Annotated in this window: 24 protein-coding genes; 15 read left to right on the top strand and 9 right to left on the bottom strand. The window is 36.8% G+C overall.

Going from position 1 to position 25,402, the window contains the following annotated elements; translation table 11 throughout:
• Positions 1-11: 11 nt before the first annotated feature.
• The 4 genes from BCELL_RS01310 to BCELL_RS01325 all read left to right on the top strand — a co-directional run bounded on the left by BCELL_RS01310 (position 12) and on the right by BCELL_RS01325 (position 2,599).
• Positions 12-386, top strand: a complete 375-nt coding sequence (locus BCELL_RS01310) for a GntR family transcriptional regulator (RefSeq protein WP_013486865.1) — start codon at positions 12-14, stop codon at positions 384-386.
• Positions 383-1,252, top strand: a complete 870-nt coding sequence (locus BCELL_RS01315; RefSeq protein ID WP_013486866.1) for an ATP-binding cassette domain-containing protein — start codon at positions 383-385, stop codon at positions 1,250-1,252. Before BCELL_RS01310 ends, BCELL_RS01315 begins: the two co-directional genes overlap by 4 nt.
• 6 nt (positions 1,253-1,258) lie before the next feature.
• The gene (locus BCELL_RS01320; RefSeq protein WP_013486867.1) at positions 1,259-1,981 is read left to right on the top strand and encodes a hypothetical protein; all 723 of its coding nucleotides are present in this window, start codon (positions 1,259-1,261) and stop codon (positions 1,979-1,981) included.
• A gap of 345 nt (positions 1,982-2,326) precedes the next feature.
• The gene (locus BCELL_RS01325) at positions 2,327-2,599 is read left to right on the top strand and encodes a hypothetical protein (protein ID WP_013486868.1); all 273 of its coding nucleotides are present in this window, start codon (positions 2,327-2,329) and stop codon (positions 2,597-2,599) included.
• A 46-nt stretch (positions 2,600-2,645) separates the two neighbouring features.
• Here the strand turns inward: BCELL_RS01325 and BCELL_RS01330 are convergent, their stop codons facing one another.
• Positions 2,646-2,981, bottom strand: coding sequence for a DnaJ family domain-containing protein (locus BCELL_RS01330; protein ID WP_013486869.1), 336 nt, complete (start codon positions 2,979-2,981; stop codon positions 2,646-2,648).
• Between the two features lie 317 nt (positions 2,982-3,298).
• Between BCELL_RS01330 and BCELL_RS01335 the strand changes: the two genes are divergently transcribed.
• The gene (locus BCELL_RS01335; RefSeq protein WP_013486870.1) at positions 3,299-3,982 is read left to right on the top strand and encodes a hypothetical protein; all 684 of its coding nucleotides are present in this window, start codon (positions 3,299-3,301) and stop codon (positions 3,980-3,982) included.
• Positions 3,983-3,991: 9 nt separating this feature from the next.
• Here the strand turns inward: BCELL_RS01335 and msrA are convergent, their stop codons facing one another.
• Positions 3,992-4,645, bottom strand: a complete 654-nt coding sequence (gene msrA / locus BCELL_RS01340) for a peptide-methionine (S)-S-oxide reductase MsrA (protein WP_013486871.1) — start codon at positions 4,643-4,645, stop codon at positions 3,992-3,994.
• A 266-nt stretch (positions 4,646-4,911) separates the two neighbouring features.
• On the bottom strand, positions 4,912-5,478 hold the full coding sequence (locus BCELL_RS01345) for a class I SAM-dependent methyltransferase (RefSeq protein ID WP_013486872.1): 567 nt from the start codon (positions 5,476-5,478) through the stop codon (positions 4,912-4,914).
• Positions 5,479-5,607: 129 nt separating this feature from the next.
• Here BCELL_RS01345 and BCELL_RS01350 point away from each other — a divergent pair, with 129 nt between their 5' ends.
• The gene (locus tag BCELL_RS01350; RefSeq protein ID WP_013486873.1) at positions 5,608-6,498 is read left to right on the top strand and encodes a LysR family transcriptional regulator; all 891 of its coding nucleotides are present in this window, start codon (positions 5,608-5,610) and stop codon (positions 6,496-6,498) included.
• A 530-nt stretch (positions 6,499-7,028) separates the two neighbouring features.
• Here BCELL_RS01350 and BCELL_RS01355 read toward each other — a convergent pair.
• Positions 7,029-8,063, bottom strand: a complete 1,035-nt coding sequence (locus BCELL_RS01355; RefSeq protein WP_013486874.1) for a hypothetical protein — start codon at positions 8,061-8,063, stop codon at positions 7,029-7,031.
• 589 nt (positions 8,064-8,652) lie between these two features.
• Between BCELL_RS01355 and nirB the strand changes: the two genes are divergently transcribed.
• The 7 genes from nirB to BCELL_RS01390 all read left to right on the top strand — a co-directional run bounded on the left by nirB (position 8,653) and on the right by BCELL_RS01390 (position 18,780).
• Complete coding sequence (gene nirB, locus BCELL_RS01360; RefSeq protein WP_041808096.1) at positions 8,653-11,058, top strand: nitrite reductase large subunit NirB; 2,406 nt, start codon at positions 8,653-8,655, stop codon at positions 11,056-11,058.
• 23 nt (positions 11,059-11,081) lie between these two features.
• A complete protein-coding gene (locus BCELL_RS01365) occupies positions 11,082-11,399 on the top strand; it encodes a nitrite reductase (NAD(P)H) small subunit (protein WP_013486876.1) in 318 nt (105 codons plus the stop codon).
• Positions 11,400-11,402: 3 nt separating this feature from the next.
• The gene (cobA, locus tag BCELL_RS01370) at positions 11,403-12,827 is read left to right on the top strand and encodes a uroporphyrinogen-III C-methyltransferase (protein ID WP_013486877.1); all 1,425 of its coding nucleotides are present in this window, start codon (positions 11,403-11,405) and stop codon (positions 12,825-12,827) included.
• Between the two features lie 237 nt (positions 12,828-13,064).
• A complete protein-coding gene (locus tag BCELL_RS01375) occupies positions 13,065-13,679 on the top strand; it encodes a response regulator transcription factor (RefSeq protein WP_013486878.1) in 615 nt (204 codons plus the stop codon).
• A gap of 315 nt (positions 13,680-13,994) precedes the next feature.
• Positions 13,995-15,722 carry a thiol reductant ABC exporter subunit CydD gene (cydD, locus tag BCELL_RS01380; RefSeq protein ID WP_013486879.1) on the top strand — a complete coding sequence of 576 codons (1,728 nt, stop codon included), beginning with the start codon at positions 13,995-13,997 and terminating at the stop codon, positions 15,720-15,722.
• Complete coding sequence (gene cydC, locus BCELL_RS01385; RefSeq protein ID WP_013486880.1) at positions 15,719-17,443, top strand: thiol reductant ABC exporter subunit CydC; 1,725 nt, start codon at positions 15,719-15,721, stop codon at positions 17,441-17,443. Before cydD ends, cydC begins: the two co-directional genes overlap by 4 nt.
• Before the next feature lie 425 nt (positions 17,444-17,868).
• Positions 17,869-18,780, top strand: coding sequence for a nuclease-related domain-containing protein (locus BCELL_RS01390; protein ID WP_013486881.1), 912 nt, complete (start codon positions 17,869-17,871; stop codon positions 18,778-18,780).
• An 866-nt stretch (positions 18,781-19,646) separates the two neighbouring features.
• On the opposite strand, the gene cydS is transcribed toward BCELL_RS01390, so the two are convergent.
• The 3 genes from cydS to BCELL_RS01400 are packed head-to-tail and all read right to left on the bottom strand — an operon-like array spanning position 19,647 to position 22,254.
• Positions 19,647-19,814, bottom strand: coding sequence for a cytochrome bd oxidase small subunit CydS family protein (gene cydS / locus BCELL_RS22390; protein WP_013486882.1), 168 nt, complete (start codon positions 19,812-19,814; stop codon positions 19,647-19,649).
• 51 nt (positions 19,815-19,865) lie between these two features.
• Complete coding sequence (locus BCELL_RS01395) at positions 19,866-20,879, bottom strand: cytochrome d ubiquinol oxidase subunit II (RefSeq protein WP_013486883.1); 1,014 nt, start codon at positions 20,877-20,879, stop codon at positions 19,866-19,868.
• A 19-nt stretch (positions 20,880-20,898) separates the two neighbouring features.
• Entirely contained in the window at positions 20,899-22,254 is a 1,356-nt protein-coding gene (locus BCELL_RS01400) for a cytochrome ubiquinol oxidase subunit I (RefSeq protein ID WP_013486884.1), read from the bottom strand.
• Positions 22,255-22,667: 413 nt separating this feature from the next.
• Between BCELL_RS01400 and BCELL_RS21925 the strand changes: the two genes are divergently transcribed.
• A complete protein-coding gene (locus BCELL_RS21925; protein ID WP_013486885.1) occupies positions 22,668-22,820 on the top strand; it encodes a YpzG family protein in 153 nt (50 codons plus the stop codon).
• Positions 22,821-23,140: 320 nt separating this feature from the next.
• Positions 23,141-23,677, top strand: coding sequence for an RNA polymerase sigma factor (locus tag BCELL_RS01405; RefSeq protein ID WP_041808097.1), 537 nt, complete (start codon positions 23,141-23,143; stop codon positions 23,675-23,677).
• 172 nt (positions 23,678-23,849) lie between these two features.
• On the opposite strand, the gene BCELL_RS01410 is transcribed toward BCELL_RS01405, so the two are convergent.
• Together BCELL_RS01410 and BCELL_RS01415 are read right to left on the bottom strand one after the other, a co-directional pair.
• Positions 23,850-24,677, bottom strand: coding sequence for an arginase family protein (locus BCELL_RS01410; RefSeq protein ID WP_013486887.1), 828 nt, complete (start codon positions 24,675-24,677; stop codon positions 23,850-23,852).
• Between the two features lie 149 nt (positions 24,678-24,826).
• Entirely contained in the window at positions 24,827-25,267 is a 441-nt protein-coding gene (locus BCELL_RS01415; protein ID WP_013486888.1) for a DUF4064 domain-containing protein, read from the bottom strand.
• Positions 25,268-25,402 lie beyond the last annotated feature (135 nt).

Below are 25,402 nucleotides of genomic sequence, written 5' to 3' on the forward strand. Positions count from 1 at the left end.
GTGGTGAAGTTGTGAGTCAATCTTTACACGATAAAAAACCAATTTTTATACAAATGAAAGAAAAGATTGAAGACCAAATAGTAAAAGGACAGTTAAAGGAGCACGATCAAATCCCTTCAACGACAAAAATGGTGCAATTTTATAAAGTGAATCACATTACAGTTTTAAAAGGGATGAACTTGCTTGTAGATGAAGGAATTATTTATAAAAAAAGAGGTGTTGGGATGTTTGTAGCTGAAGGAGCGAAGGAACAACTCTTAGAAAAAAGAAAAGATGTTTTTGCTGATGAATATGTCCTTCCTATGATTCAGGAGGCAGAGAAGCTTGGTTTGACAGAAAAAGACATCGTAGACGTTATTGAAAAAATGAAAGGAGAGTTCAAATGACATTCAACGTTAAGGCAGACAATATATCACTTAAGTATAAAGACTTTGAAGCTGTAAAAAACGTTTCATTTACTCTAGAGGAAGGGAAGACGTACGGTTTAATAGGGAGAAATGGCGCTGGTAAAACATCTTTATTATCGATATTAGCCTCATTTCAGGAGTCCAATTCTGGGACTTTAACTATTGGTGGGGAAAACCCTTTTGAAAATAGAAACGTTATGCCTCACGTAAGCTTTATGTACGAATCCGATTATAGTGATGAATACGAACCGGTGAAAAGCTATTTTGAGTTTGCGGAACGTTATAGGCCAAAATTTGATAGGGCTTATGCAGAAGAATTGTCCGCAAGCTTTCGTTTACCACTCGATAAACCGATAAAACAACTTTCTAGTGGGATGCAATCGGCATTAAATGCGACGATAGGTTTAGCAAGCCGAACACCAGTGACGATACTAGATGAGGTTTACCTCGCAATGGATGCACCAACGCGAGAAGTTTTTTATAAGGAAGTAATTGAAGAGCAAGCGCGTCACCCTAGAATTATGATTCTTTCCACCCATCTTGTTTCTGAAATGGAGTATTTGTTTGATCATGTATTAATCCTTCATAACGGAAGCTTGCTAATAAATGAACCGATTGACGAAATAGTTAGTAGGGGAGCAACGGTTACTGGAGACAAGAATATCGTTGATGATTTTGTCAAAGGAATGAGACAAATTAATACACAGCATCTAGGCAACACAAAAGCGGTAATGATATATGAGCAATTAAGTGAAGATAAATATGTAGAGGCACAAAGGCTAGGTCTAGAGGTTGGACCTGTTTCTTTACAGGAATTATTTATCCACTTAACAGAGGAGGATTGATAGAGAATGACACAGCCATCAAATACGTTTAAAGTTGCGACAGACTTGTTCTTGATACAGATGAAGTGGTCTTTATGGTTTATTCCAATTGTGTTTGCTATATATTTAATCGTTATTCCGTTAGTACCTAATTTGGAGGAGCTTGATTTAAATTTTCTAGCTTTTCAATTTCAACCATCTAAAATCTATATGCTAGTCATTGGGATTTTAACTTGCTTTGCGTTTATGTCACACTATGTTAAATATGGTGTAACACGTAACGATTATTTTTACGGAGCAGCATTGGCTGCGATTGGAGTGGCAATTAGTATAACAGTCACTTCAGCTATATTAGCTGGTATTCTCCAATTCACCGGAACGTTTATTTCGTTTAGTCCAGGTACAGCTAATATGGAATTTATTCATTCCTCCTCGACATGGCTAGTGCCGATAATAGTATATAGTCTCATCATTATCACTTATTATATTGCAGGATGGCTAATTGCAATAGGCTTCTATCGTTACGGCGGTTTCGGGGGAATGGGATTCATCCTTATTTCTATTACTTTTATTACGCTAATTGACTTGTTATGGGAAGGCGACCCAACGGCTCCAATGCTAGGATGGTTGAGTATTCCATTTCCTAATCTGTCTTTTTCAGTAGCGGCTATCCTTTCCGGATTGGTTATTGTTTGTGGGATGTGGATCACATTACTAACAACTAAAAGAGTAACGATAAAAGTCGAATAGATATCATCGTGAAGGGCCATATGGAGGGAAATTACTCAGTGGATATCACCCGCCGTGCGTACTAGCGAGAAGAGCACTCACTAGTACTTAAGGAGATACGGTGAAATTCCATTGCTACAAAGAAAAGAGTGGGTGTCCCAAAAGCTATTAAAAGTTTTGGCAATGGCTCCACTCACCGCGCGACCACTATAAAAAACGACTTATAGTGGTCTTTAAGGGATTGCGGTGGCTACGCACATTGCTTAGAGGTTGACTCAAAAGGTAAAAAATCGACCTTTTGAGTCAACCTCTGAAAATAATCAATGACTTTATAATAAAGGAAAGTATGTTGAGAAGAGGGATGGTATGAAAAGGTTACTCATAAAAGCAAGTATTTTTTCAGCTGCTATTCACGTCATTTATTTGTTATGGATTGTCGGTTACAGCTGGTTTGTAACACGTAATTATGTTCCCGATATTGCAGATGCGTATGAAAATATCGCTTATTTGCAAAATGAGGTTACCTTTGGCTTTGTGATTCATCCAGTATACACTATTCTATCCTTCATCATAATCGCTATCATTGGAGCGCTAGGAATACAGTTCTATGATTCATTTAGGTTAAAGCGGGCCCAATAATTAGGATAGTTTAGTAATAGTAGCTTTAAGGTGAAATTGGCGAGGATTACTTCCAATTGTTCTTCTCCTCGCTAATAGTGTTCATCGTTATTTGGCGTCTTTGTAGCTGTGTAGGGCAAATCTTATTATACTTTTTAATTTTTTCATTGATTACTTGAACATCTTCTTCTCCTTGGCAGCAGCTGATTAGAGTCGAAATTTCTTTTTGTAGCTTTACCCATTCTGGCAAGTAACCAGCATCTTTGGCGATTTTCTGAAAGTTTTGATAGACGTCCATCTTTAAGTAGTTTTTAGACAAAGGTTTTCCTTTTCCTTCATAATTATCTTTTTCACCAGACCTCTCCAAAATATCTCCAATTAAGTCATTATATTTTTCCTCCATCGGTAGTTACCTCCTAGAAAACCCCATTATGGTATTGTTTATTATCTTATTCGTCGTATCATGCAGTTATCCTTCAAATTACAGCAAATGAGCACTTCTTTTAAAGGAATATGTAAAAGCTTAATCCTATACCAACAAAAAACAACGGTGATTTCATTTCTTAGACATATGAAGACGAACGAATCACACACTTGTGCCGATTCGTATCTAGAAATGAATGAATTTGATTAACGGTTCCTAAAATTCGTCAAATCCCTTATGGTACACTGTTTTCTGTAGGCGGGACAAGCTAACTTTACTAAAGGGGATGTTATGTAATGTATATGACAGTAGAACAAAAACCGAGGAAAGTAAGCAATGTAGCAAACAATTTAGTAGGAAGTCTTATCATCTCATATGTTCTTTTTAATATGTTGAATTTGTACATATGGTCGAACCACTTTAATGTGATTGATGTAGCGATAAAACCGTTTATATTAGCTCCAATACCATTTATATGTGTGGCTTTATTAACGCATTACTTAAAAACGAGTACGCTAAAAGCAAAAATACTTCAATTTAAGTCCAATATGAGTCAGAAGTGGCAAGCTCATATAGGACTAGTATATGCTGTGATTAGCTTAGCGTTAACGTATAAAATATTTATCCTATTTCATCTATATGTGTTAAACGGACATTTTAATCCAGTTGATTTAATTATTAAGCCTTTTTTGGCATTACCAATAGCTGCTTTCATTACAATGTTATTAGTGAAGGGGACAAAATATACTCAAGTTAGAAAAAAATATGTTACTGAACTAAACAACAGTAATCAGGATCGAAACGAAAACAAACGAATTGCTGTGAAAAATTTAGTGGAGAATAAAGCCACCGATAGGTTGATTATGGGCAACTTTGCACTTCACACACCTTATGTGTTTAATATAGATATAAACATTGAAGCGAGGATCGGGAAGGATTCATTTGTTTCAAAAGTGGATGTTCTCGAACCCTTCCCTTGATACTTAGACTTACCATTTGATACTTTTTAGGAGGAATAATAACTCGTCTATACGACTTTGAGAAATCCCCCAATTCGGTATTTCTTTTGATAAGTCGGCTAATGTACCATGCTCCTTTACGAAGCCATTTAACCTGGCAACTAAAGTAGCATTCACGAGCTCATCATCGGTAGGAAAAACGTCGTGTAATTTTTCAATAACATGCTTATACCTTTTCAGATAATATTTTTGATGATAATCTTCTGCAACATAAAACGTAGAAAAAGGTGCTACCTCAGTTTGCAACGTTTGTTGATGTGTTTCTTCGATCTCTAATTTTATTTCTTCTGCATCTTGTTGTTGCTGCTGATTATGGTATAGAAGTAGAGACATGTATTGCCTACCTTTATAAAAACTATCTTTAAATCCATGGTGGTGTTTCCAAAATAAACGTAAAATGTCTTTATAACTTAAAATAGTCGGATCAAATTGAACTTGCAGTACTTCTGTATGATCACCCATATTACGATAAGTAGGATCTTTTAAAGTGCCACCTGCATATCCGACACGTGTTCTTACCACTCCTGGAAGATGTCCGAACCGGGCATCTGGACCCCAAAATCAACCCATACCAAAAGTAGCAAAAGCAATCGTAGTTGCTTGTATATCATAAGTATTTTTCATGTATGATTAACCTCCTAAACTTTACTTTCCAATTAGCTTAAACTATTTTATTGGAATTATAAATGAGGCTTTTTTTATGTTAGTGATAGTGAAGTGAAGATTTACGTCCTCTGTTGGAAAAAGCAATAAGTGAAGCCCTAACAAGATGATGAAGGAACTTATGTATTGCCTCCAGAAAGAGAAAACGAATAAAATAAAATGAAAATTAACATCCAAGTATTCCTAGAAGAAAGACAAGTGAATTAATGACTTTTCTCGTTTTCGTGTCAATTTATTTTATTAAATAACATGCCGAAATGATATGGCGGAAAAGCAACCTGTTTTTCCAAAGATAGGTGAGCATCTTTCGCCCACTTTATGATTTGATTTGGTGATGGCCTTATTTCTAACGAAGGACCTCTCGGTGTATCATCGTTGATCCAGTGAATGACACCGACTTTTCCACCGACTTTTATCAGTTTAGCAGCATCAATGAATAGTTGAACAGGATCCTCACAATGTAGAATGTTAAAGAGTGTAATATAGTCAGCCAATTTAATATCACCTTCTGCTGATTTAACAATATCGGTAATATCTCCAGTAATTAATCTTACTTTATCATTTGTGGCTACTCTCTCTTGGCATACTCGCAAATAATGTTCATCAATATCAATGCCTATCACATTCTCTTTTACAATATGAGAAGCAGGAATGAGAAATGTGCCGTATCCACAGCCAACGTCAATAAGAGTGTTAACCTTTTCTGTTACTTCTAGCTTCTTTAGTATTTCTATCGGATTAAAAAAATTCTCCCATAAAGCTTCTTCGGGCATTCCCGACTCTCGGTACTTCATGATACATCGCTCCATATTAAAAACTATTTAATACCTTTTATTTTAATTGTGATCTATTTATAATGGAAATGCATAATAATTATAAAGTTAATGTGTTTTGATTATAGTTAAATCGATAGGAGTGAGTGGATGGAACTACACCAGTTAAGATCGTTTTATTATGTAGCGACGTATTTAAACTTTTCAAGAGCTGCAGAAAAGCTCTTGGTGAGTCAGCCAGCAGTATCGCGGCAAATAGAGGCTCTAGAGCGCCTTTATGGACTCCCATTGTTTTACCGATCTAAGAAAAAAGTAGAGTTAACCCCTGCCGGAAGAGAGCTTTTAACTTATGCAAAAAAAATGATGACGTTAGCTGAGGATGCAAAAGAAGCTTTATTAACACTTAAAAATGGTGATAGTGGAGAATTACATGTAGGTTGTGGAACGACAATTGGTAATTTTGCTATTACAGCATTAGTTGTACATTTCCAAAAGAAGTATCCTAATATTCATATCCATCTAGATATAGATAATACTGATACAATCATTAATAAATTAAATGAACGGAAGCTAGATGTTGCCATTATTGCAAAGGATGTTGACCGGGAGGCGTTTAACGTCGATTCGCTTTTTCAAGATAACATTCATTTAGTATGTTTAGCGGAGGAAATGCAAAAGTACAAACAGAGTCAATCGTTAGACCAACTAGAAAATGAAACGTACATTTTACGAAAGCGAGGATCACACACACGAGAATGTGTCGATGAGTATTTCAAAACAATGAACTTTCAGCCGCAAAATATCATTGAAGTCAATAATAACGAAGCAATTAAGCAAGCAGTTATACAAAAACTTGGTGTCGGATTTCTTTCCTCTATTACATACAAAATAGAACGTGAGCACCAAATACTACGTCAAATTCGATTGCAAAAACCTAGTAAAAGAGAGTTTTCTTTTATTTATCCAAAGGGAAAATACTATTCAACGGTTATGGAAATGTTTCATACCTTCCTAAAAGATAATATGAGTAAAATTACATAAACCGGGCAAGTGTGGTAGATAGATTATTTATTCTGCAGGTGAACAGGTGTCGTTGCTTTGTACAATGATGGCTTTGTGTTTGCATCTATCTGCCTTTGAGCAAAGAAAAAAGCTCCTGTAGGTAAGAAAGCGCCGTCCTATCTACCCTTCAGCGAAGGAAAACACGTCTGAAGGAAAGTTGAAAACGAGGTACCTTTATCAAACTAGACAAGCCTGTGGCACGAGGTCACTGAAAAAGTACAAAGCAACTTTTTCAGTGCCAAAAATTGAATGGCAATGGCTCCGTTCGTTGCGCGACTACTATGATTGCGGAAGCGAGTGGTTGATATAAAAAATAAATTGCATCCAAAACTCAGTCATAGTAGTGTTACAAAAGATTGCAGCGACTACGCTTCATTGCTTTGAGGGACTGGAAAAGATAAATTTCGACCTTTATCAGTGCCCTCCTGTTGCACAATCTTCGCAGCAATTAAAAAAGTGGACTCATTAGGCAGAAAACACCACCATTTGAGTCCACTACTTCTTTTATTTTAAACGGAAGAAGTTGCTCCTTGGTCAGCCGTTGGAGGTTGCGGAGTGTCTTCTTTTCTTTTGTTAAATAGCTGTTTAAACTTAGATGAAATATTTAATAGCTTTTGTTGCAAGTCTATATTAGGTTCTATATTTTGAATATTAAGTTGGTAAGCACGTACCATTGCAATCATTGCAATAGGATCAACGATTGCTCTCTTAATCATTGCTGTTACAATGTAAGCCCCCACAATCGCAAACCAGCCTAAAATAGCTGCCGCCCCAGCATTGGAGGTAATAGCAGATGAAATTCCCATGAATGCAAACACGCTCGGAATGAAGATAACAAAGTTTAAAATATAAACAAATGCTACAATACCAGCAGCGGTCATCACAATTTTTTTCCAGCTTTGTGCGTAAAGGACAACACCATCACATGCAGATTTCCATACAGATTCCTCTTCAGAGTCAGACCCTTCTTCTGCAGTAGCTGCAGCTTCAGCAATTTGACTTTTTCTTAGCATAATATAAGATAAAATAGCTTCATCAACGTAGCGTAAGCTGACTTCCATTATTTTACTAATAATACCGATTATTTTTTTGGCAGCGGGAACAAAGCTAAGGAAGTTTCCAATTCTCATAAGCCAACGTTGAATTTGTTTTACTGCTCCATAAATAATTTTGTCTACGACAAAAGCAACATTAGCAGAGCCGAAGTTATTAACAACCTGGTCTTTCCCATAACTAATTTGATTTTTTCCTTCAGGAACTTTTCCAGTTCTAAGTAATTCTGTTACAACAGCAATATGGCCAACCTTCACCATATACAGGAAATATCTCTCTACAAACCTTAAAATACCTAATACTGCAAAGAAAGTACCAACAATCATGAGGATGAAAAAGAATGAAGCAAATTCAAACCAACGGAATAGTAAAATACCTAATCCTAACATAAGTCCCAAGAATAATAATGATGCTACAGCAAAAATAGCATAAACAATGATTCTAGAAATAAAAAATGGAATAGTTTTCTTTATGAGTTCCATAATCGACATGAAATACACCTCTTTCAAAAATTAGTGCCACTTATAAATAGTCTATAAATTTAACGCAACAGTAACGCCTTCCCCCTTTTTGTTTATGGAATTAGACTATTATGGGTAGGATCATTTTCCTAACTTCGATAACATGATTACTTAAATTCCTGGGTGAAACAGAGAGGATATTGAAGTGTGAATTGTAGATTGAATATTAAGAAAACTAATATCGCAATCTCAATTGTATAATAAAGGAAGTAATATAACATTGCCCTTAAGTACCGATTTCGTTCACTCATAAATTAGGTAAAAAGTAACGATTGGTGTGTGTGCGTTATATCAGTTGGTATAAATTGCCTACAAATATCGAATCTTGTTTAAAATGTGGCAAAAAAAGTAACGATCTTTATTTGTGATAAATATCACAGAGGGTATTTTTATTATGAATTAAGATACATATATATTTAATAAGTTAACGTAAACAATGTTATAAATTATCCAGTTGATTTACTATGAGGAAGGGTTTCACTTCCGTAAATATGTGAATCATCTCACAAATAATAAAATTGAATGTGAAGTATTACACATAGAGGATGGGGGAATTCAAGTGAAAAAGAAATTAGTGATGATAGGAAATGGGATGGCGGGTGTTAGGTGTATTGAAGAAATTTTAAAAAGAGAGTCAAGTATGTTTGATATCACTATATTTGGTGATGAGCCATACCCGAATTATAATCGCATTATGCTTTCTAATGTTCTACAAGGCAAAACAACGATAGAGGATATTAATATTAACGATTGGAATTGGTACAAAGAAAATGGTGTCACACTTTTTACTGGTGAAAAGGTGACGCATATCAATCGCCTCAACAAGCAAGTTGTAACAGATAAAGGGAATACAGTGGCATATGATGAGCTAATTATTGCGACAGGTTCAAGTGCTTTTATATTACCTGTTCCAGGAAGTGATCTTGAAGGAGTAGTTGGCTTCCGAACGATTGATGATACAAACTATATGTTAAATACTGCGAAACGATATAAAAAAGCGGTCGTAATTGGTGGAGGATTGTTAGGGCTTGAAGCAGCAAGAGGATTAATGGATCAAGGAATGGACGTTCATGTCGTTCATATTATGCCGTATTTAATGGAGCAACAGCTAGATGAAGCTGCAGCAAGATTATTAAAGAAGGATTTAGAAGCACAAGGCATGAAGTTTTTAATGGAAAAACAAACGAAAGAAATTTACGGAGACGGCCGTGTACAAGGCATCTCATTTGCAGACGGTTCATCTGTTGCGTGTGATTTAGTCGTGATGGCTGTTGGGATTCGCCCAAATATTGCATTAGCAAAAGAAGCAGGTATAGACGTAAACCGAGGGATTATTGTAAATAACCACTTACAAACATCTCAATCATCTATTTATGCTGTAGGAGAATGCGCAGAGCATAATGGCATTGCTTATGGGCTAGTGGCACCATTATATGAGCAAGGCGTTGCTCTAGCTGAACATATTACTGGATTAGCTTCCACAGGGTATGAAGGAAGCTTATTATCAACACAATTAAAGGTTGCAGGCTGTGATTTGTTTTCTGCAGGGAAAATTAAAGAGGATGATGAAACACAAGCGATTATTGTGCAAGATCAGTTTGCAGGCGTTTATAAAAAAGTACTCATCACAAATAATAAGATTGTTGGTGTTGTTTTATACGGGGATGCATCTGACGGAACGCGATTATTCAGCATGATGAAAAAGGAAACGGATATAAGCGAATTTACGAGTGCATCTATTTTACAAAAAGCTGGTGAAGATTCAGAAGCAGCGATGATTGCAGAAATGAGTGCAGAGGATACGGTTTGTGGCTGTAATGGCGTGAAAAAAGGTACAATCGTGCAATCCATCCTAGAACAGGACTTAAAAACGTTCGATGAAGTGAAAACATGTACGAAGGCTGGAGCTTCATGTGGTAAATGTAAAAATGTCGTAGAGGGCATTTTAGCGCTAACTTTAGGAGATAGCTTTGATGCATCGGCAAAAAGTAATGGCATGTGTGGATGTACACCTTTATCTCGTGATGAAGTCGTTGCTGAAATGAAAGAAAAAGGGTTACAATCTCCAAAAGAGGTTCGTCTTGTGCTAGGATTTGAGCAGGAGGAAGGATGTTCTAAATGTAGACCAGCATTAAACTACTATATGCGTATGCTTCGTCCAGAAGAGTATGAAGATGACAAAGCTTCTCGATTTGTTAATGAAAGAATGGAAGGAAATATCCAAAATGATGGTACGTTCTCCGTCATACCGAGAATGTATGGTGGAACGACAACTGCTGATGACCTTATAAAACTAGGTGAGGTTGCAAAGAAATATGATGTTCCATTAGTAAAGGTAACAGGAGCAAGTCGAATTGGTCTTTACGGAGTAAAAAAGACAGATATGCCACATATATGGGAAGAGCTAGGGATGCGTTCGGGCTATGCTTATTCTAAATCGCTTCGCAACGTGAAATCATGTGTCGGCTCTCAATTCTGCCGTTTTGGCACGCAGGATTCACTAGGACTAGGTATACAACTTGAAAAAGCATTGGAAATGGTCGATACGCCTCATAAAATGAAAATGGGTGTAACAGGGTGCCCAAGAAACTGTGCAGAGGTTTTAACGAAGGATTTTGGTGTTGTCTGCGTAGAAAATGGCTATCAGCTTTATTTCGGTGGAAACGGAGGTACGGAGGTTCGCGAATGTGATTCATTAACAACTGTTGCAACTGAAGAAGAAGTTCTTGAAATGGCTAAGGCGTACGTACAATACTACCGAGAAACAGGAATATATGGTGAGCGTACATCTAACTGGGTTGAAAGGATCGGTGTAGAACCGATTAAAGAAGTACTATTAAATGAAGCAACAAAGCAGGAGCTTGCAATACACTTTGACCATGCGAAAACAACGTACGATGAGGCATGGGGGAACATGATCAACAATGCAAAGCAAAAAGACATGTATGATGTGGTGAAAATATAAAGTCAGGAGCGGAGGTTTTACACATGAATGCTATACAAGAAAAAGTAAAAGTATTAGAGTTAGCGCAATTACCTCAGTTAATCGGTAAGGAAGTAGAAATAAAAGGCGAGTCGATCGCGATTTTTCACTTAAGTAATGGTGATGTACGCGCAGTAGCAAGCCGCTGTCCTCACACAAATGGTCCACTAGCAGAAGGGATCGTAGCAGGAGAATTTGTTTATTGCCCACTTCAAGATTGGAAAGTCTCTTTAGTGACTGGGGAAGTACAAAAGCCAGACGATGGTAAAGTGGTAACGTATGAGACGGAGGTCATTGATGGCTATGTATACGTTGTGGTGTAAGAAATGACTAATCAGACAGGTTTTGTCTCCTTTGTAGGGGCTGGTCCTGGGGACAGTGGCTTAATTACAAATAAAGGCTTGAAATCGATAAAAAAAGCAGATGTCATCTTATATGATCGATTAGTAAATCCGAGGTTGCTCCGAGAAGCGAAAAAAACGTGTGATTTTATATACTGTGGTAAATTACCGAATCGTCACATTATGCGCCAAGAAAAAATTAATGAAACGCTCATTGAACAAGCGAAGTTAGGTCAATATGTCGTGCGACTAAAAGGCGGTGATCCTTCTGTATTTGGTAGGGTTGGTGAAGAAGCAGAAGCTCTTGTTAATGAAGGTATTGAGTATGAAATAATTCCTGGTGTAACGTCGAGCATTGCTGCTGCAGCGTATGCCGGAATCCCAGTGACTCATCGTGATTATAGCAATAGCTTCACACTTCGTACGGGTCATGCAAGTGTTACTAAAGAAACGGTTGATAATACGTACAATGGTCAGTACTTAGGAGAAACAATTGCCTATTATATGGGTGTAAAGAGTTTAAAAACAAACTGTCATACGCTGATAGAGCAAGGGAAAACTCCACAAACAAAAGTTGCTGTCATCGAATGGGCAACATTAGGGAAGCAGCGTGTTGTTGAAGGGACTTTAGAAACGATAAGCGATATCGTGGAAACAGAAAACATTAAAAACCCTGCGATGACAATTATAGGAGACGTTGTTTCATTAAGACAAAAAATCAAATGGTTTGATAAAAAGAAATTTATTGGGAAAAGAGTATTAGTAGCTAAATCGTCAGGAACGTCCTTCGATTTAGAGGATTATTTTACAGGACACGGTGCAGAAGCCTACTCTTTTCCTACTGTAAAAATGGAGGAAGCCGCCTTTACTAATGGAGAATTGACGAAGGCATTACAAAGTGACCGCATCATTTTTACAGCTCCTGAAAGTGTAGATACTTTTTTATCGAGTATGCTTAATCATAGCTTTGATATTCGTGATTTACCAAGGGACATACAGTTCCTTTCAGAAAAAACGAGAAAAAAACTAATGGAAAAAGGAATTATTGCAACGAAAGCGGAATTCAGTGAAAAAACAACTGCGGTTATTAGTCCAAGTGGGAAAAAAATCGATCAAAGTCTATTTGTAGATAGTCATGTATTTCGCTCTCATGCTTGGGAAAGGGATCATAGATTTGATGAATTAAATGAACGCATACTGACGGAAGACAATTGGCAAACAGTCATTTTTCCAAATAAGGCCTCTATTGATTCTTTTATTGCTGAAATAGAAAGGTTACGTATTGAACTTAAGGCGCTGTCATTTGCTTATATTGGTGAGTCGGTGAAGAAATACGCCATTCAGTGTGGGTTTACACATGTCGATCAAGAAGTCCAGAATGATCTAGAAAATAATAAATGGAAAAGATAATGAAAAATTAACTGAACTAGGGGGGAACGTACGGCATGACCGTTTCGTTTCCCTTTTTCATGTCGGGAGTAAAATAGTGGTAGTGGCCGATAGTGGATAAGCGTTTTAAGAAGAAGTAAATTTCAAGAAAAAACTGTATCTCTTTTCTTGTATAAAGGAAACATATAAAATAGCTTTGTAGGTAGGATATCTCCAATTCAAAATAGATAAAAAGTTAGTCGGAGAGGGTGTGCAAGTATGAGACTGTTAATAGGGTTAGACCATGAGCTATTAAGAAATGGTTTAGTACACCTTTTAAAAGATGTTCGACAAGTTGAATATATGGTGTTAGCAACTTCAACAGAAATGTTTATCGAGTCAGTCCAAAAGTATGAATTTGATTTAATCGTTGTCGACGCTGACCTTCGAGGAGCAGGCGGATTACGAAGCCTCATCTCCATCCTTGAAATTTTACCTCACACAACGAAAAAGGTGTTCATGTATAATAGTTTACACCCAGAATTAGAAGAATTGTTAATGAATAAAGATATTCAAGGCCTTTTTTACGAGCAATCTCCTTTAGGAGACTTAATGAGTTTTTTCGAAAAGGTTTTGAATGGTGAGCAAGCGTTCTTAAATAATGGTAGTCCTAGAAACTACAGAGAAATAGACGAGGAGTTTCACGAGCTTTCAAAGCGTGAAGAAGAAGTATTTTATATGAAGCTTCGTGGCTACACTGTTAAAGATACAGCACAAATATTAAACATTTCTCCAAAGACTGTGGAGAACCATCGGCGAAATATTAGAAAGAAGTTGAACATACATAAAGGCAGTGAATGGTATGATTGGGGAAAAAAATTAGGTGTCATTTAATATAGAGGTGACATTAAAACTTGCTTGTTGATTTTTACTATAGGATAATCGCTTGCCACGAGCATGACTTCAGTTTTCTATAAACGAGAGCTTCAGATAATCCTATTCCTACAGGTGTCTCGAAGAACCAACGTCATCTATCATATTATTAAAGATAATAATAAGTGTTCGGTTAGTCTAAAGTGTCACCATTTTGTCATGTAAATGAATCGTATAGCATGAAAAGTGAGATTAAAATAATAGTAAGCACTATTTGTGAAGTGATAAACATTATCTAGTAATAACGAATGACTCAGTTAGGAGAATGAAAGATATATGAAGCAACTAAAGGAAATTGCACGCTCCCAAAAAAAAGAAATGTATGTGCTTTTATGTTTATCGATTTTAATTGGATTGGTCATCGTTGGTCAAGCTTACTTTATTGTTGAAATTGTTGATAGGGTGTTTTTACAAGGAGAAACGTTTCAGGCCGTTTTACCATTTCTAGGCGGTCTTGTTTTAGTGCTGATTGCTAGAGCTATTTTTTCTTATGCTAATGGACGAACAGGCATTAGCATGGCTGCCAAAGTGAAAAAGGATTACAGGCGAGCATTATTAAAAAAGTACTCAACCAATCCTATTCAAGCTTCACTTAAAGGACAATCAGGACAGAAAGTAAGTGTTTTACTTGATTCTGTTGATGAAATTGATAGTTACTTTAGTAAATATTATCCGCAAATGATCCAAACGAGTATTGTCCCACTCATTATATTAATCGCTATCTTTTCTCAAAACTGGGTTTCCGGATTGATTATGGTAGTGACGGCACCATTTATTCCAATTTTTATGATTGTAATAGGGAGTGCCACTCAAAAAAAATCAGAACAGCAAATGGATAAATTAGCTGCATTTTCAGGGAGATTTCTTGATATTCTACAAGGCCTTACGACGCTAAAGCTTTTTGGGCGAGCGAAAAAACAACGTGATGTGATTCAGCAAAGTAGTCTTGATTATAGGGAAGCAACGATGACCGTGTTAAAGACAGCCTTTTTGTCATCTTTAGCACTGGAATTCATTTCGATGCTGAGTATTGCGTTAGTTGCGCTCGAGGTAGGCCTACGGCTTGTCATATATGGGCATCTCACCTTTTTCACAGCGTTTTTCGTGCTCATATTAGTTCCTGAGTTTTTTAATTCGTTAAAGGAATTAGGGAGTGCATTCCACACCGGAAGAGGTAGTATGGGAGCAGCCAATAAAATTCATGAGGAGCTTGAAGAAAAAGAACAGCCTGTTATTTGGGGAAGTAAAGCACTGGATAAAAAACCAGTTACCATTGAATTACGTCATGCTAGCTTTCGCTATGGAGAATCAGGTTTTTCACTTGAAAATATAGATGCGACAATTAATCCGTTAAGCGAAGTAGCAATTGTTGGGCGTAGCGGCTCCGGAAAAACGACGTTACTTCATTTGCTATCAGGGATTATTCCTACTACTGAAGGAGATGTGTTCGTTAATGGAAACAAGCTTTTTGACTATAAGGAAACTGATTGGTTTGATGAGCTAAGTTATATTTCCCAAAACCCTTATCTTTTTTCTGGAACAATTGCAGAAAATATCGCTATTGGTGGGAAGAAAGATGCAACTCGACAAGAGATCATCGCCGCAGCGGAAAAGGCCGGTATAGCCGAAATGATAGAAGACCTTTCCGAAGGCTATGACACAAAAATTGGAGAAGCGGGACGAGGACTTTCTGGTGGAGAAAAGCAACGTGTTGCTCTTGCACGAGCATTTTTAAAGAAACCATCTATCGTTTTATTTGATGAACCGACAGTAGGACTAGATTTACAGACGGAAAGAATACTACAGCGCTCAATAAAGGAACTGTCAGAAACAGCAACGATCATCACTGTCGCGCACCGTCTTCATACGATAAAAAATGCAGATCAAATTCTATTCTTATCTGATGGGCAATTGCTAGGAAAAGGGACGCATGAAGAGCTACTTGCGTCGGTGGAGGAATATCGTCATATGGTTGCTGCTCAGCAAGGGGGGAATGCAGGATGAAAGAGTTAAACATTGTAATAAAACTCATGCTAGTCGAGAAAAAAGACGTCCTGTATTCAATTTTATTTGGTTTTTTAGCTGGAATAGCCGCGGTAAGTTTATTTGCAAACAGTGGCTATTTGATTTCAAAAGCAGCAATAAACCCGCCATTATACATTTTGACAGTAAGCATTGCGTTACTTAAATTTTTTAGCTTTACTAGAGCATTAAGTAAATATGCTGAACGGTATTATTCGCATAGGGCGACATTCACGATATTAAGTAATTTAAGAGTGAAGTTTTTTGAAAAACTCGAGCCATTAGCACCAAAGGTATTTCATAAATATCGCAGTGGAGATTTATTGGCAAGAATTGTCGGCGATGTAGAGAGCTTACAAAACTTTTTCTTACGTGTATATTATCCACCAATCATTATGGTTATCGTTTTCTTAGCAACGATTGCATTTACTACTTTTTTCTCAGTAGAAGTGGCAGTAGCACTCGTTGTAGGCCTATTCATCACAGGTTTTATCATTCCAATGATATTCGCTGTTCGTCAAAGAGCAATTGAAAATCAGTTAAGAAGTGTACGAGGATCTGTTTCGACGGAGGCGACTGAGTTTTTATATGGCTTTCGTGATTTAAAGCTATACCAACGACTTGAACAGCAAGAGAAAAATTTAATCGATGCATCCAACACGTACGTAGACGAGCAAAGTAAAGAGAGTGTACATGCTTTATATGCGCAATCGCTTAACCAAACGATTACGTTACTAGTATCTTGGGTGATATTAGCGATGGGTGCGTACCTTGTCAGTGCAGGCACTTTAGATGGCGTGTTTTTAGCTATGCTCGTCATGATATCCTTAACCGTCTTTGAAAATGCAACTCCGATGGCTGCTTTCCCAAGTCATTTTGAAGACAGCCGTCGAGCTGCCGGGCGCTTATTTACCATTGTAGGTGAAGAAGATATTGATCAAAATGAAACAGTTCCTAAAGAAAAAATGTCCACAAATGTTGCACCAGCTATTAAATTGAATGATGTAACCTTTATCTATCCAGAGGAAACACGTCCAGCACTGAAGCATTTAAACTTAACAATACCAGCTGGCTCAAAAACAGCTATTGTTGGTCCGAGTGGTTCTGGGAAGTCTACCTTCATGCAAGTACTATTAAAAATGTATACTTCCTATGATGGGACATTTGATGTGAACGGAGTAAGCTTATCTAAATTGGATGAATCGTCGATTTGGGAGACATCCAATGTCGTCCTACAGCACAATCACTTTTTCTACGGAACAATTCGAGACAATCTTTTGTTAGTAAGCGAGGACTTATCAGATGCAGAGATGGAATCCGCTCTACGAAAGGTGCAGCTAGATACGTTTTCCCTATATGATCAAGTGTTGGAAAAAGGGGAAAACTTGTCTGGTGGAGAAAAACAGAGATTGGCGATAGCAAGAGCGATGCTAAAACAATCGCGCCTTTGGTTATTAGATGAACCGACATCTTCGATAGATGTGTTAACGGAAGCGGCAATCTATCACAACCTTTTTGAAGAAAGTAAAGAAGATACTCTTGTACTCATTAGTCACCGACTAACTGGCCTAGAAATGATGGACCAAATTATTGTAATGGAACAGGGAACCGTCATAGAAGCAGGCTCGTTCGATGAGCTGATGGAGAAGCAAGGCTACTTCTACGAAATGAAGCAAATCGAAAAAAGTGTATTCACCGCGTAAAGTCTCATGGAGGGAACTGAAAAAGTGGTGTTCTTTCACTGCAATGTGCGTAGCCGTCGCAATTGTTAAAAGCCTGATTAGAGTGGGTTTCTCCTATCAGGCGAGCGACTATAATACAAATAAAGGCCACTGAAAAAGTTGTTTTGTACTTTTTCAGTGGTCTAGTGTCATTAGCGCTGAGTCCACGAACTACGAAATGTTAAGTAGTTGGTGGGTTCTTTAATAGAAAGGAGCTTGCTGCAATTTGTCACGCATAGAAAGGGAAAAGCGTTACGTGGGGAAATAGCCCATTTATTTGTTTAGTAGGGAGCTGTTAAGGCGGTTTATCACTCATTTTTACTTTAATATAGAAATTCACTCTTGTTAGTTGGGGAAAAGTGGAATATGATGAAGCTAGTAAATACAATATGAGGGAGTTGTTGCGCATGATGCTTAATGAGCGTCTGAAATCAACGAACCACCAGGTTTTAGCTGCACTGAGTCCACGAATGACATTGCCCAAGGATAGCTATATTTACTTTAACAATTTAAAGAAAGGCTATGAGGGCGAATGCAAGTTTGATGAATTGTGTGAAAAATACTTACCTCCTGAGTGGTTTGTCCTTAGAAATTTGCACTACACGCTAAAAGGAACAGATTTCCAAATCGACTCAATACTAATTAGTCAATATAACCTGATTCTAGTTGATATTAAGAACTTCGAAAACGATTATTATATTAAAGATGGAAATTGGTATACACTCTCGCAACATCAGATTAGTAATCCAATCGCACAAAAAGAAAGAATAGCAATTTTATTTCAAGATCTCTTGAATCATTTTTCGTCTAACTTGTTAGTCGAGACTTATCTTCTCTTTATTAACCCTGCCTTTACTTTATACCAAGCCCCAATTGATTCATCTCTTATACTACCAACACAAATAAACCGATTTATGAAAACGCTAAATGAAAAGCCTATAAAACTAAGTGAATCCCATCATAAGCTAGCTGAATTTTTACTAAGTAACCAAACATCAGATAAAAAACATAAATGTATTCCAGAACATCGTTATGACATGCTAAAAAAGGGGATTACATGTGAAGTGTGTAACAATTTTATGAAGCTATCATCAAAACGCAGTTATTTAAAATGTACAAGCTGTGGGTGTGAGGAAAAAGTAGAAAAAGCATTTATAAGAAACGTCTTACAATATCGAGTATTGTTCCCTGAAAAAGCAATAACAACGAATAATTTAGTTGATTGGTGTGAGGTTTTGTCAGATAGAACAGTTAGTGGTTTGTTAAGATCAAATTATAAGTTTATAGGTCATGGGAAATCTGTTCAATACTTAGTTTAATATTATGAATCGAATTTAGATTGTGTCAAATCAATGGAATGATACGAGAAAAAAATGAGTCACGAAGATAAGATGTGTCATAGAGGAGCAATGCCACGTGAAAAAGTCGAGTTGTCAAAATAAGATGTGTCATAGAGGAGCAATGCCACGCGAGAAAACCGAGTCGTCAAAATAAGATGTGTCATACGAGTGCAATGCCACGCGAAAAAGTCGAGTTGTCAAAATAAGATGTGTCATACGAGTGCAATGACACGCGAGAAAACCGAGTCACGAAGATAAGATGTGTCATACGAGTGCAATGCCACGCGAAAAAGTCGAGTCGTCAAAATAAGATGTGTCATAGAGGAGCAATGCCACGCGAAAAAGTCGAATCGTCAAGATAAGATGTGTCATACGAGTGCAATGCCACGCGAAAAAGTCGAGTCGTCAAAATAAGATGTGTCATAGAGGAGCAATGCCACGCGAAAAAGTCGAATCGTCAAAATAAGATGTGTCATACGAGTGCAATGCCACCCGAAAAAGCTAATTAACCAAAATAAAGGTCATCATACGAAGCCAACACCACAAAAAAATTTCCAAGCTCAGCATAAGATGTGTTTAAGTGATTGCACCGACAACTGACAACCGACAAACCAAATCCAAACCAAATCCAAACCAGATACAAACCAAATCCAAACCAAACCGAAACAAATAGCTAACATCAAACATAATCAATGCTACCAAAACACAACAAAATAAAATAAGACGAGCCTTCTCCCCACTCAAAAAAGTGTGGATGTCAAAAAATAACCGAAAAAAGCTGTTGAGAGAAATTTCCTCAACAGCTTTTCAAAACACTTCACGTTCTTTTACCTAAACACATCACATCAAGAACTAGAAGCTTCATTTGTATCTTCTTGTAATTCAGCTTGCTCTTGAGCTTCTCTTACGAAAGCGGGTTCTTTTGCGAAAGTTGCCCAGACAAAAACGAGAACGACACAGGCAACTAATAAAAGTGGTGGAGCAACCATGATTAAAAATGTAGTCATATCCATTGATAAGTTCTCCTCCTTTAATTGACATTAACAAATTAGCATAATCTGAATCTATTTTTTTCCTTTAACGTAGTCGGCATCAAATAAGAATAACCTCATGAGCAGGTAAAGCGACGGAATTAATAAAAGCAATCCAGCTATAAAAGCAATGATTAATGCAATAGCCATCGTTTCATTCGTAAATCCATCGTAGATAGTCAAGTACGGGTACAGTAAGTATGGAAAATGTGAAATCCCATAGCCGTAAAATGCCGTGAAGTATTGAAGCATCACGAGTATAAAAGCAGTACCGTAATTTTTACGTTTCCAAATCAAGTAAGTGGCAATTGCAAAATTAATAAAGGAAACGGCAAATACCCACCAAATGTCTAGCATATTTTGATAATGCTCTGGGTTTTGATTACCTAGTAGGAAGAATACAACAACTCCCATAATGATCGCTGGAAATGCCCAGACGAGTGCGTATTTACGCAATAATTCGAGTGCATCTAAGTCTTTTGCTCTTGATGCATAGTACGTTAAAAAGCTTGCTGATATAAATAGCACACTGACAATGGCTAAAATAACTACGCCCCAAGAGTAAAGGCTCGTAAACAACTCACCATATAGGAGCTGAACCTTTCCATCCTCGACACTAACATATCCACCTTCGGAAATCGTTAACACAGTAGATAAAGAAGCGGGAATTAAAAGGCCAGTCGCACCGTAAAGAAACGAGTAGAAATTGCTATCTTTAGCTCCGTAGGTTGCAAAGGCATAGTATGAACCTCTAATAGCTATTAGTATGATTGCTACACTTCCCGGAATCAAAAGTGCGGTTCCATAATAATAAGCAGTGCTTGGGAAAAAACCGACAATACCGATAAAGAAGAATACTAAAAATACGTTTGTCACTTCCCAAACAGGAGATAAATAACGCTGAATAATGTTGTGTGTAATATGGTTTTTCTTCGTAATTTTTGTATAGTAGCTAAAGAACCCAGCGCCGAAATCAATCGACGCTACGATTAAATAGCCATAAAGAAATGTCCAAAGGACCGTAATACCTATAATCTCGTAATCCATCGTCTCACTTCCTTTCTACTTATTTTGCTATGCGACTGCCTGTATGAGAGATTCCTCTTTTCTCAAGCTCACGTTCGACAGGATTTGTTTTAAACATACGACGTAACACTACTACACAAGTAACACCGAGTATCGCATAAAGAACGACGAATACATAAAGAAGTATATCGACGTGCTGTGAAGTCGTAGCACCTTCTGAAACGGTCATGACACCATTTAAGATCCAAGGCTGACGCCCAACCTCTGTAAAGAACCATCCAGCTTCGATAGCTATCATCGATAGTGGACCACCGGCAACAACTGCCCAAAGTAATGGTTTAGTAAAGGCATTCCATTTTTTCGTCCAATTAATGAATACGAATATAGCCGAAACAGCAGCTAAATAGATGCCAATAAACACCATTAAATCAAACGCATAATGAACCCAGAGAGGTGGTAAATATTCTTCGTCAAAGTCATTTAGTCCAACAACGACTGTATCTGGAGAACCACCGGCAAGAATACTCAAAGCGTATGGAATTTCTAGTGCATACTTCACTTCGTTATCTTCCGTGAGAATTCCACCTAATATTAGTGGTGCCTCAGCCTCTGTCTCAAAGTGCCACTCTGCAGCAGCAAGCTTTTCTGGTTGATATTCATGCAAGTATTTACCTGAAAGATCTCCAATTAAAGCAGTACCGATAGCGAAAACGAATGCTGAAACCATTGTTAAGTGTAACGCCTTTTTATGATAAACATGTGCATTACCTTTAATGATATGGTAGGCTGCAATCGCTCCTAAAATAAATGCAGAAGTTAAATAACATGTAATAATTACGTGTGCTATTTTAGTAGGAGTTGCAGGATTAAACATGGCAGCAAGTGGACTAACATCCGTTAAAACACCGTCAACGATGTTAAAGCCTTGAGGTACATTCATAAACGAATTGACACTTGTAATAAAGAATGCACTGGCTGTTGCACCAATGACAATCGGGATGACGAGTAAAAAATGCTTCCATTTACTTTTAAATCTGTCCCAAGTATATAAATAGATTCCAAGAAAGATAGCTTCAAAGAAAAATGCAAAGGTCTCCATGAACATTGGTAAACCGATAGTATGTCCAGCAGCTTGCATAAAACTAGGCCATAATAAAGTGAGCTGTAAACCGATAGCAGTACCAGTAACAACCCCAATTGCTACGGTAATAACAAAGCCTCTAGCCCATCTTCTTGCCATAAGAGTATAATGAGGATCATTTCGTCTAATTCCCATCCACTCTGCAATAGCAATCATAAGTGGAATACCAACACCGATCGTAGCAAAAATGACGTGAAAACCTAATGTTAATGCAGTTAAAATCCGACTATATATGACCGGATCGTATTCTATCATTGATGTCTCCTCCTTAAAAAAAGAAATAAATAAATGTAAATATCATTGCATACTTTGCGCATTATTTAACACTGTGTCTATAGTAATAATTATTGTGACATATGATTATAGGGGTTTTCACTCATTTTTTGTGATTGTGTGAGCAATGTTTGAACAAAAATGTCAAAAATATTGTTTGGGAATGGGGGATTTTCTTAATAATGTCATGTATATGAGTAAGGAGGATTCGAGAAATACTAATACTCAAGGTAAAAATGCTATAATTTATGCTTATTTTTATCCAATCCATAAATGACCATACAGGAAGATTTTGATTGTTTTTGAATGTGATAAGTTCGGGTTTAAATGGTTAAATTAAAAAAGATATTCTGTTGAATATCATGCAAGATATCCTACCGAAGAGGTGATAAGTAATGAGTTATAGAGATCAATTAGATCAAAATTCTCAGAAATTTCACCACAACTGGACACGATATAAACGCTCAAAATCGCAGGTGAACGGTCATACTGAAATGACTCAAACAAACATTATCCTGCGAAGTAACGCAAAGGCGCATCGTTGGTAAGGATGGATTGCAATTTTCATTGCTCGTTTAGTTAGAGCAATAAAGGAAGGGGTTGACTCAAAAGGTCGATTTTTTACCTTTTGAGTCAACCCTCTATTACTAATTATAAAGCTTTATTAATTTTTCATTATTTGAAATTTGTCGTGATACGATTATTATTAATCCTTCAAAAAAAGATAAAGGAAATATTTTCTAAATTACATTGACAAATATTGTAGGTTTTCATATGATAATAAGTGTACTATTTAGACTAGTACACATGGTACAAAAGTAATGGTACATTAGTGTATAAGACAACATGATAAGTGGAATGGTGGTGGATGAATTTGATATCAGCGGATAGAAATGTAGAAATTACGAAGTGGCATGAAGAGTACGGTGTTGCTATTTCAAAATATATATATAGGATGCTTCGTGACTACCACCAGGCTGAGGATTTAACACAGGAAACTTTTATAAAAGCTTTTAGATACTTTGAATCATTTGAAGAAAAGAGCAATCCAAAAACGTGGTTATATAGTATTGCTCATAATGTAACGATCGATTATTTAAGGAAAAGAAGACCATTACCTCAAATAGAAGATGAAATCATGAATACGATAGATACAAGACTCCTTCCTGAAGAAATTGTAGAGAGAAATGAGAGTGTGCATATATTGTACAATGCTCTAGAAAACATGAAGCCTTCTTATAGAGAAGTAATCGTTACGAGGCGAATAAATGAATGTAGCATAAAAGAGACGAGTGAAAAATTAACATGGTCAGAGGGGAAAGTGAAGTCTACTTTACATAGAGCGATGCCAGTTTTAATGAAGGAGCTACAAGAAAGTGGTTATTCTTATGAACAATCGGTATAGTAGATTCATAGGTTGCCAGTTATCCGTTACGAGGATAACTGGCTTTTTGCTTGAAAGATAAGAAAGTATAAATTTGGCGGTGGAAATGATGCCACGCGTAGTAGCGAGAAGAGGCACTCACTACTACTTTAAAGAGATGTGGCATCATTTCTTCACCACTTCTAAGAAAAGACTAAAAACGAGCTTTACTAAGCTCGTTTTTAGTCTTTTCTTGTATACGTTTTGAAAACTGATTAACTACCTTCAAAATTTGTTCATTAGCCTTTTCGTTAATAAACGTTGCCTGTTGAGCTTTTTGAGTATAAACCTGAGAAAAGTCTAAACGATATTCTCCGCATATATCAACTCCGATAATAGAAACAAGCCGATAAAGGGTATCAAGGACTTCGTTTAGTACTGATAAACGCATTATTCCGTGATCCCAATTTGTATATGCATCACTTTCGTCTAAAACATCCTTATCAATGCTTATATATGCTGCCTCAGTTTTAATAAGAGAAAAAAGAATTTTAGCAAGATCACTCGCGCAATTTATTTTTGGATGATGATTTGAGATCATGGTTACTTTATTTCTTATATGATTAGGAATGGACTTATCAAGATCAGCACGAGTACCTACAATGATCACGTGTTGAAGTGAAGGCAATGATTCAACAGCGTGTAGTAGCCATGAACCGCAAGATATGTAAGGAGTAATAGAAGATTTAATCGTGTCTGTATGATTGTCAAACAATATAAGTGTAAACGGCTGTTTAATTCTTTCGATTAATAAATAACTAATGTAATGATAGTTACCATTGCCTAAGAAAGTGATGCTGTTTTTGTGGTTTTGTATTAACTTATTGCGGATGCGTTCAAGCGTGTCTAAGTTACAGTAGCCTTGTGTACCATGTATTTTTGAAAAATCGAGCCATTGATAGTGAGGCTGCAGTAACGTTTTTTGCGATAAATAAGTATGATCAAAATCTAAAACAGTGACATTTGTAGAGGTTAACGACATTCGCTATCACCCTTTTCTTCATAAATTGTTTCTTCTTATGAAGCTATGTGAAAATGTATGATCTAGACTAAAAAAAATATTTATCTTTTAAAATGATAAAATCAGCTAAAAAAGAGAGCTAGCATTTGTGCTAACTCTCTTAGTTGATTTTAGTAGGATTCAATTGGTTCTTTAGGTTTACGAGCAAAGCACATTATTCCTGCGATGAGATAGAAAATTCCAGGGAAGATTCCAGCTCCTAAAGTAGCAATTGCAGCAACGACAGAAGTAATGATAAATAGTAACCCAGAAACTTTAGGCTTGTTGTTTCCTTTAAGTAATACCATTGCTACAATCCCTAAAACAATGGCAACTACTGAGAGGATAATAAGAAAAATACCGCTAGAAGAGAGGAATCCGCCGTCTAAGAAGCCTAATACAGCGTCAACTTCAGCTGCAGATAACTCGTCGTCAGCTTGAAGCTCTGCTGATAATTCCCCCATAAATTCATCTTGATTTTGTAGCCAGAGGAAGAAAAATCCTGCTACAGTAAAAAACGCATATCCGATAGCACCGATTACACCAAGTACAATTTCTCCAGTTCTTTTCATAATAACTACTAACTCCTTTACTAGTAAATTTGCAAAAGCTTGATCGTATTTACATTTGTAATAACTTCTACCATTTTATACAAATAATTAAAGCACATTCCATAATAAATTTCCTTACTTTTTTCAAAATAATAA

The sequence above is a fragment of the Evansella cellulosilytica DSM 2522 genome (genome assembly GCF_000177235.2).
GTDB lineage: Bacteria > Bacillota > Bacilli > Bacillales > Salisediminibacteriaceae > Evansella > Evansella cellulosilytica.

Coding starts and splice junctions, on each gene's coding strand:
- BCELL_RS01315 (WP_013486866.1), top strand. CDS start 383: ATGACATTCAACGTTAAGGCAGACAATATATCACTTAAGTATAAAGAC.
- BCELL_RS01320 (WP_013486867.1), top strand. CDS start 1,259: ATGACACAGCCATCAAATACGTTTAAAGTTGCGACAGACTTGTTCTTG.
- BCELL_RS01325 (WP_013486868.1), top strand. CDS start 2,327: ATGAAAAGGTTACTCATAAAAGCAAGTATTTTTTCAGCTGCTATTCAC.
- BCELL_RS01330 (WP_013486869.1), bottom strand. CDS start 2,981: ATGGAGGAAAAATATAATGACTTAATTGGAGATATTTTGGAGAGGTCT.
- BCELL_RS01335 (WP_013486870.1), top strand. CDS start 3,299: ATGTATATGACAGTAGAACAAAAACCGAGGAAAGTAAGCAATGTAGCA.
- BCELL_RS01345 (WP_013486872.1), bottom strand. CDS start 5,478: ATGAAGTACCGAGAGTCGGGAATGCCCGAAGAAGCTTTATGGGAGAAT.
- BCELL_RS01350 (WP_013486873.1), top strand. CDS start 5,608: ATGGAACTACACCAGTTAAGATCGTTTTATTATGTAGCGACGTATTTA.
- BCELL_RS01355 (WP_013486874.1), bottom strand. CDS start 8,063: ATGTCGATTATGGAACTCATAAAGAAAACTATTCCATTTTTTATTTCT.
- BCELL_RS01365 (WP_013486876.1), top strand. CDS start 11,082: ATGAATGCTATACAAGAAAAAGTAAAAGTATTAGAGTTAGCGCAATTA.
- cobA (WP_013486877.1), top strand. CDS start 11,403: ATGACTAATCAGACAGGTTTTGTCTCCTTTGTAGGGGCTGGTCCTGGG.
- BCELL_RS01375 (WP_013486878.1), top strand. CDS start 13,065: ATGAGACTGTTAATAGGGTTAGACCATGAGCTATTAAGAAATGGTTTA.
- cydD (WP_013486879.1), top strand. CDS start 13,995: ATGAAGCAACTAAAGGAAATTGCACGCTCCCAAAAAAAAGAAATGTAT.
- cydC (WP_013486880.1), top strand. CDS start 15,719: ATGAAAGAGTTAAACATTGTAATAAAACTCATGCTAGTCGAGAAAAAA.
- BCELL_RS01390 (WP_013486881.1), top strand. CDS start 17,869: ATGATGCTTAATGAGCGTCTGAAATCAACGAACCACCAGGTTTTAGCT.
- cydS (WP_013486882.1), bottom strand. CDS start 19,814: ATGGATATGACTACATTTTTAATCATGGTTGCTCCACCACTTTTATTA.
- BCELL_RS01395 (WP_013486883.1), bottom strand. CDS start 20,879: ATGGATTACGAGATTATAGGTATTACGGTCCTTTGGACATTTCTTTAT.
- BCELL_RS01400 (WP_013486884.1), bottom strand. CDS start 22,254: ATGATAGAATACGATCCGGTCATATATAGTCGGATTTTAACTGCATTA.
- BCELL_RS21925 (WP_013486885.1), top strand. CDS start 22,668: ATGAGTTATAGAGATCAATTAGATCAAAATTCTCAGAAATTTCACCAC.
- BCELL_RS01405 (WP_041808097.1), top strand. CDS start 23,141: ATGAATTTGATATCAGCGGATAGAAATGTAGAAATTACGAAGTGGCAT.
- BCELL_RS01410 (WP_013486887.1), bottom strand. CDS start 24,677: ATGTCGTTAACCTCTACAAATGTCACTGTTTTAGATTTTGATCATACT.
- BCELL_RS01415 (WP_013486888.1), bottom strand. CDS start 25,267: ATGAAAAGAACTGGAGAAATTGTACTTGGTGTAATCGGTGCTATCGGA.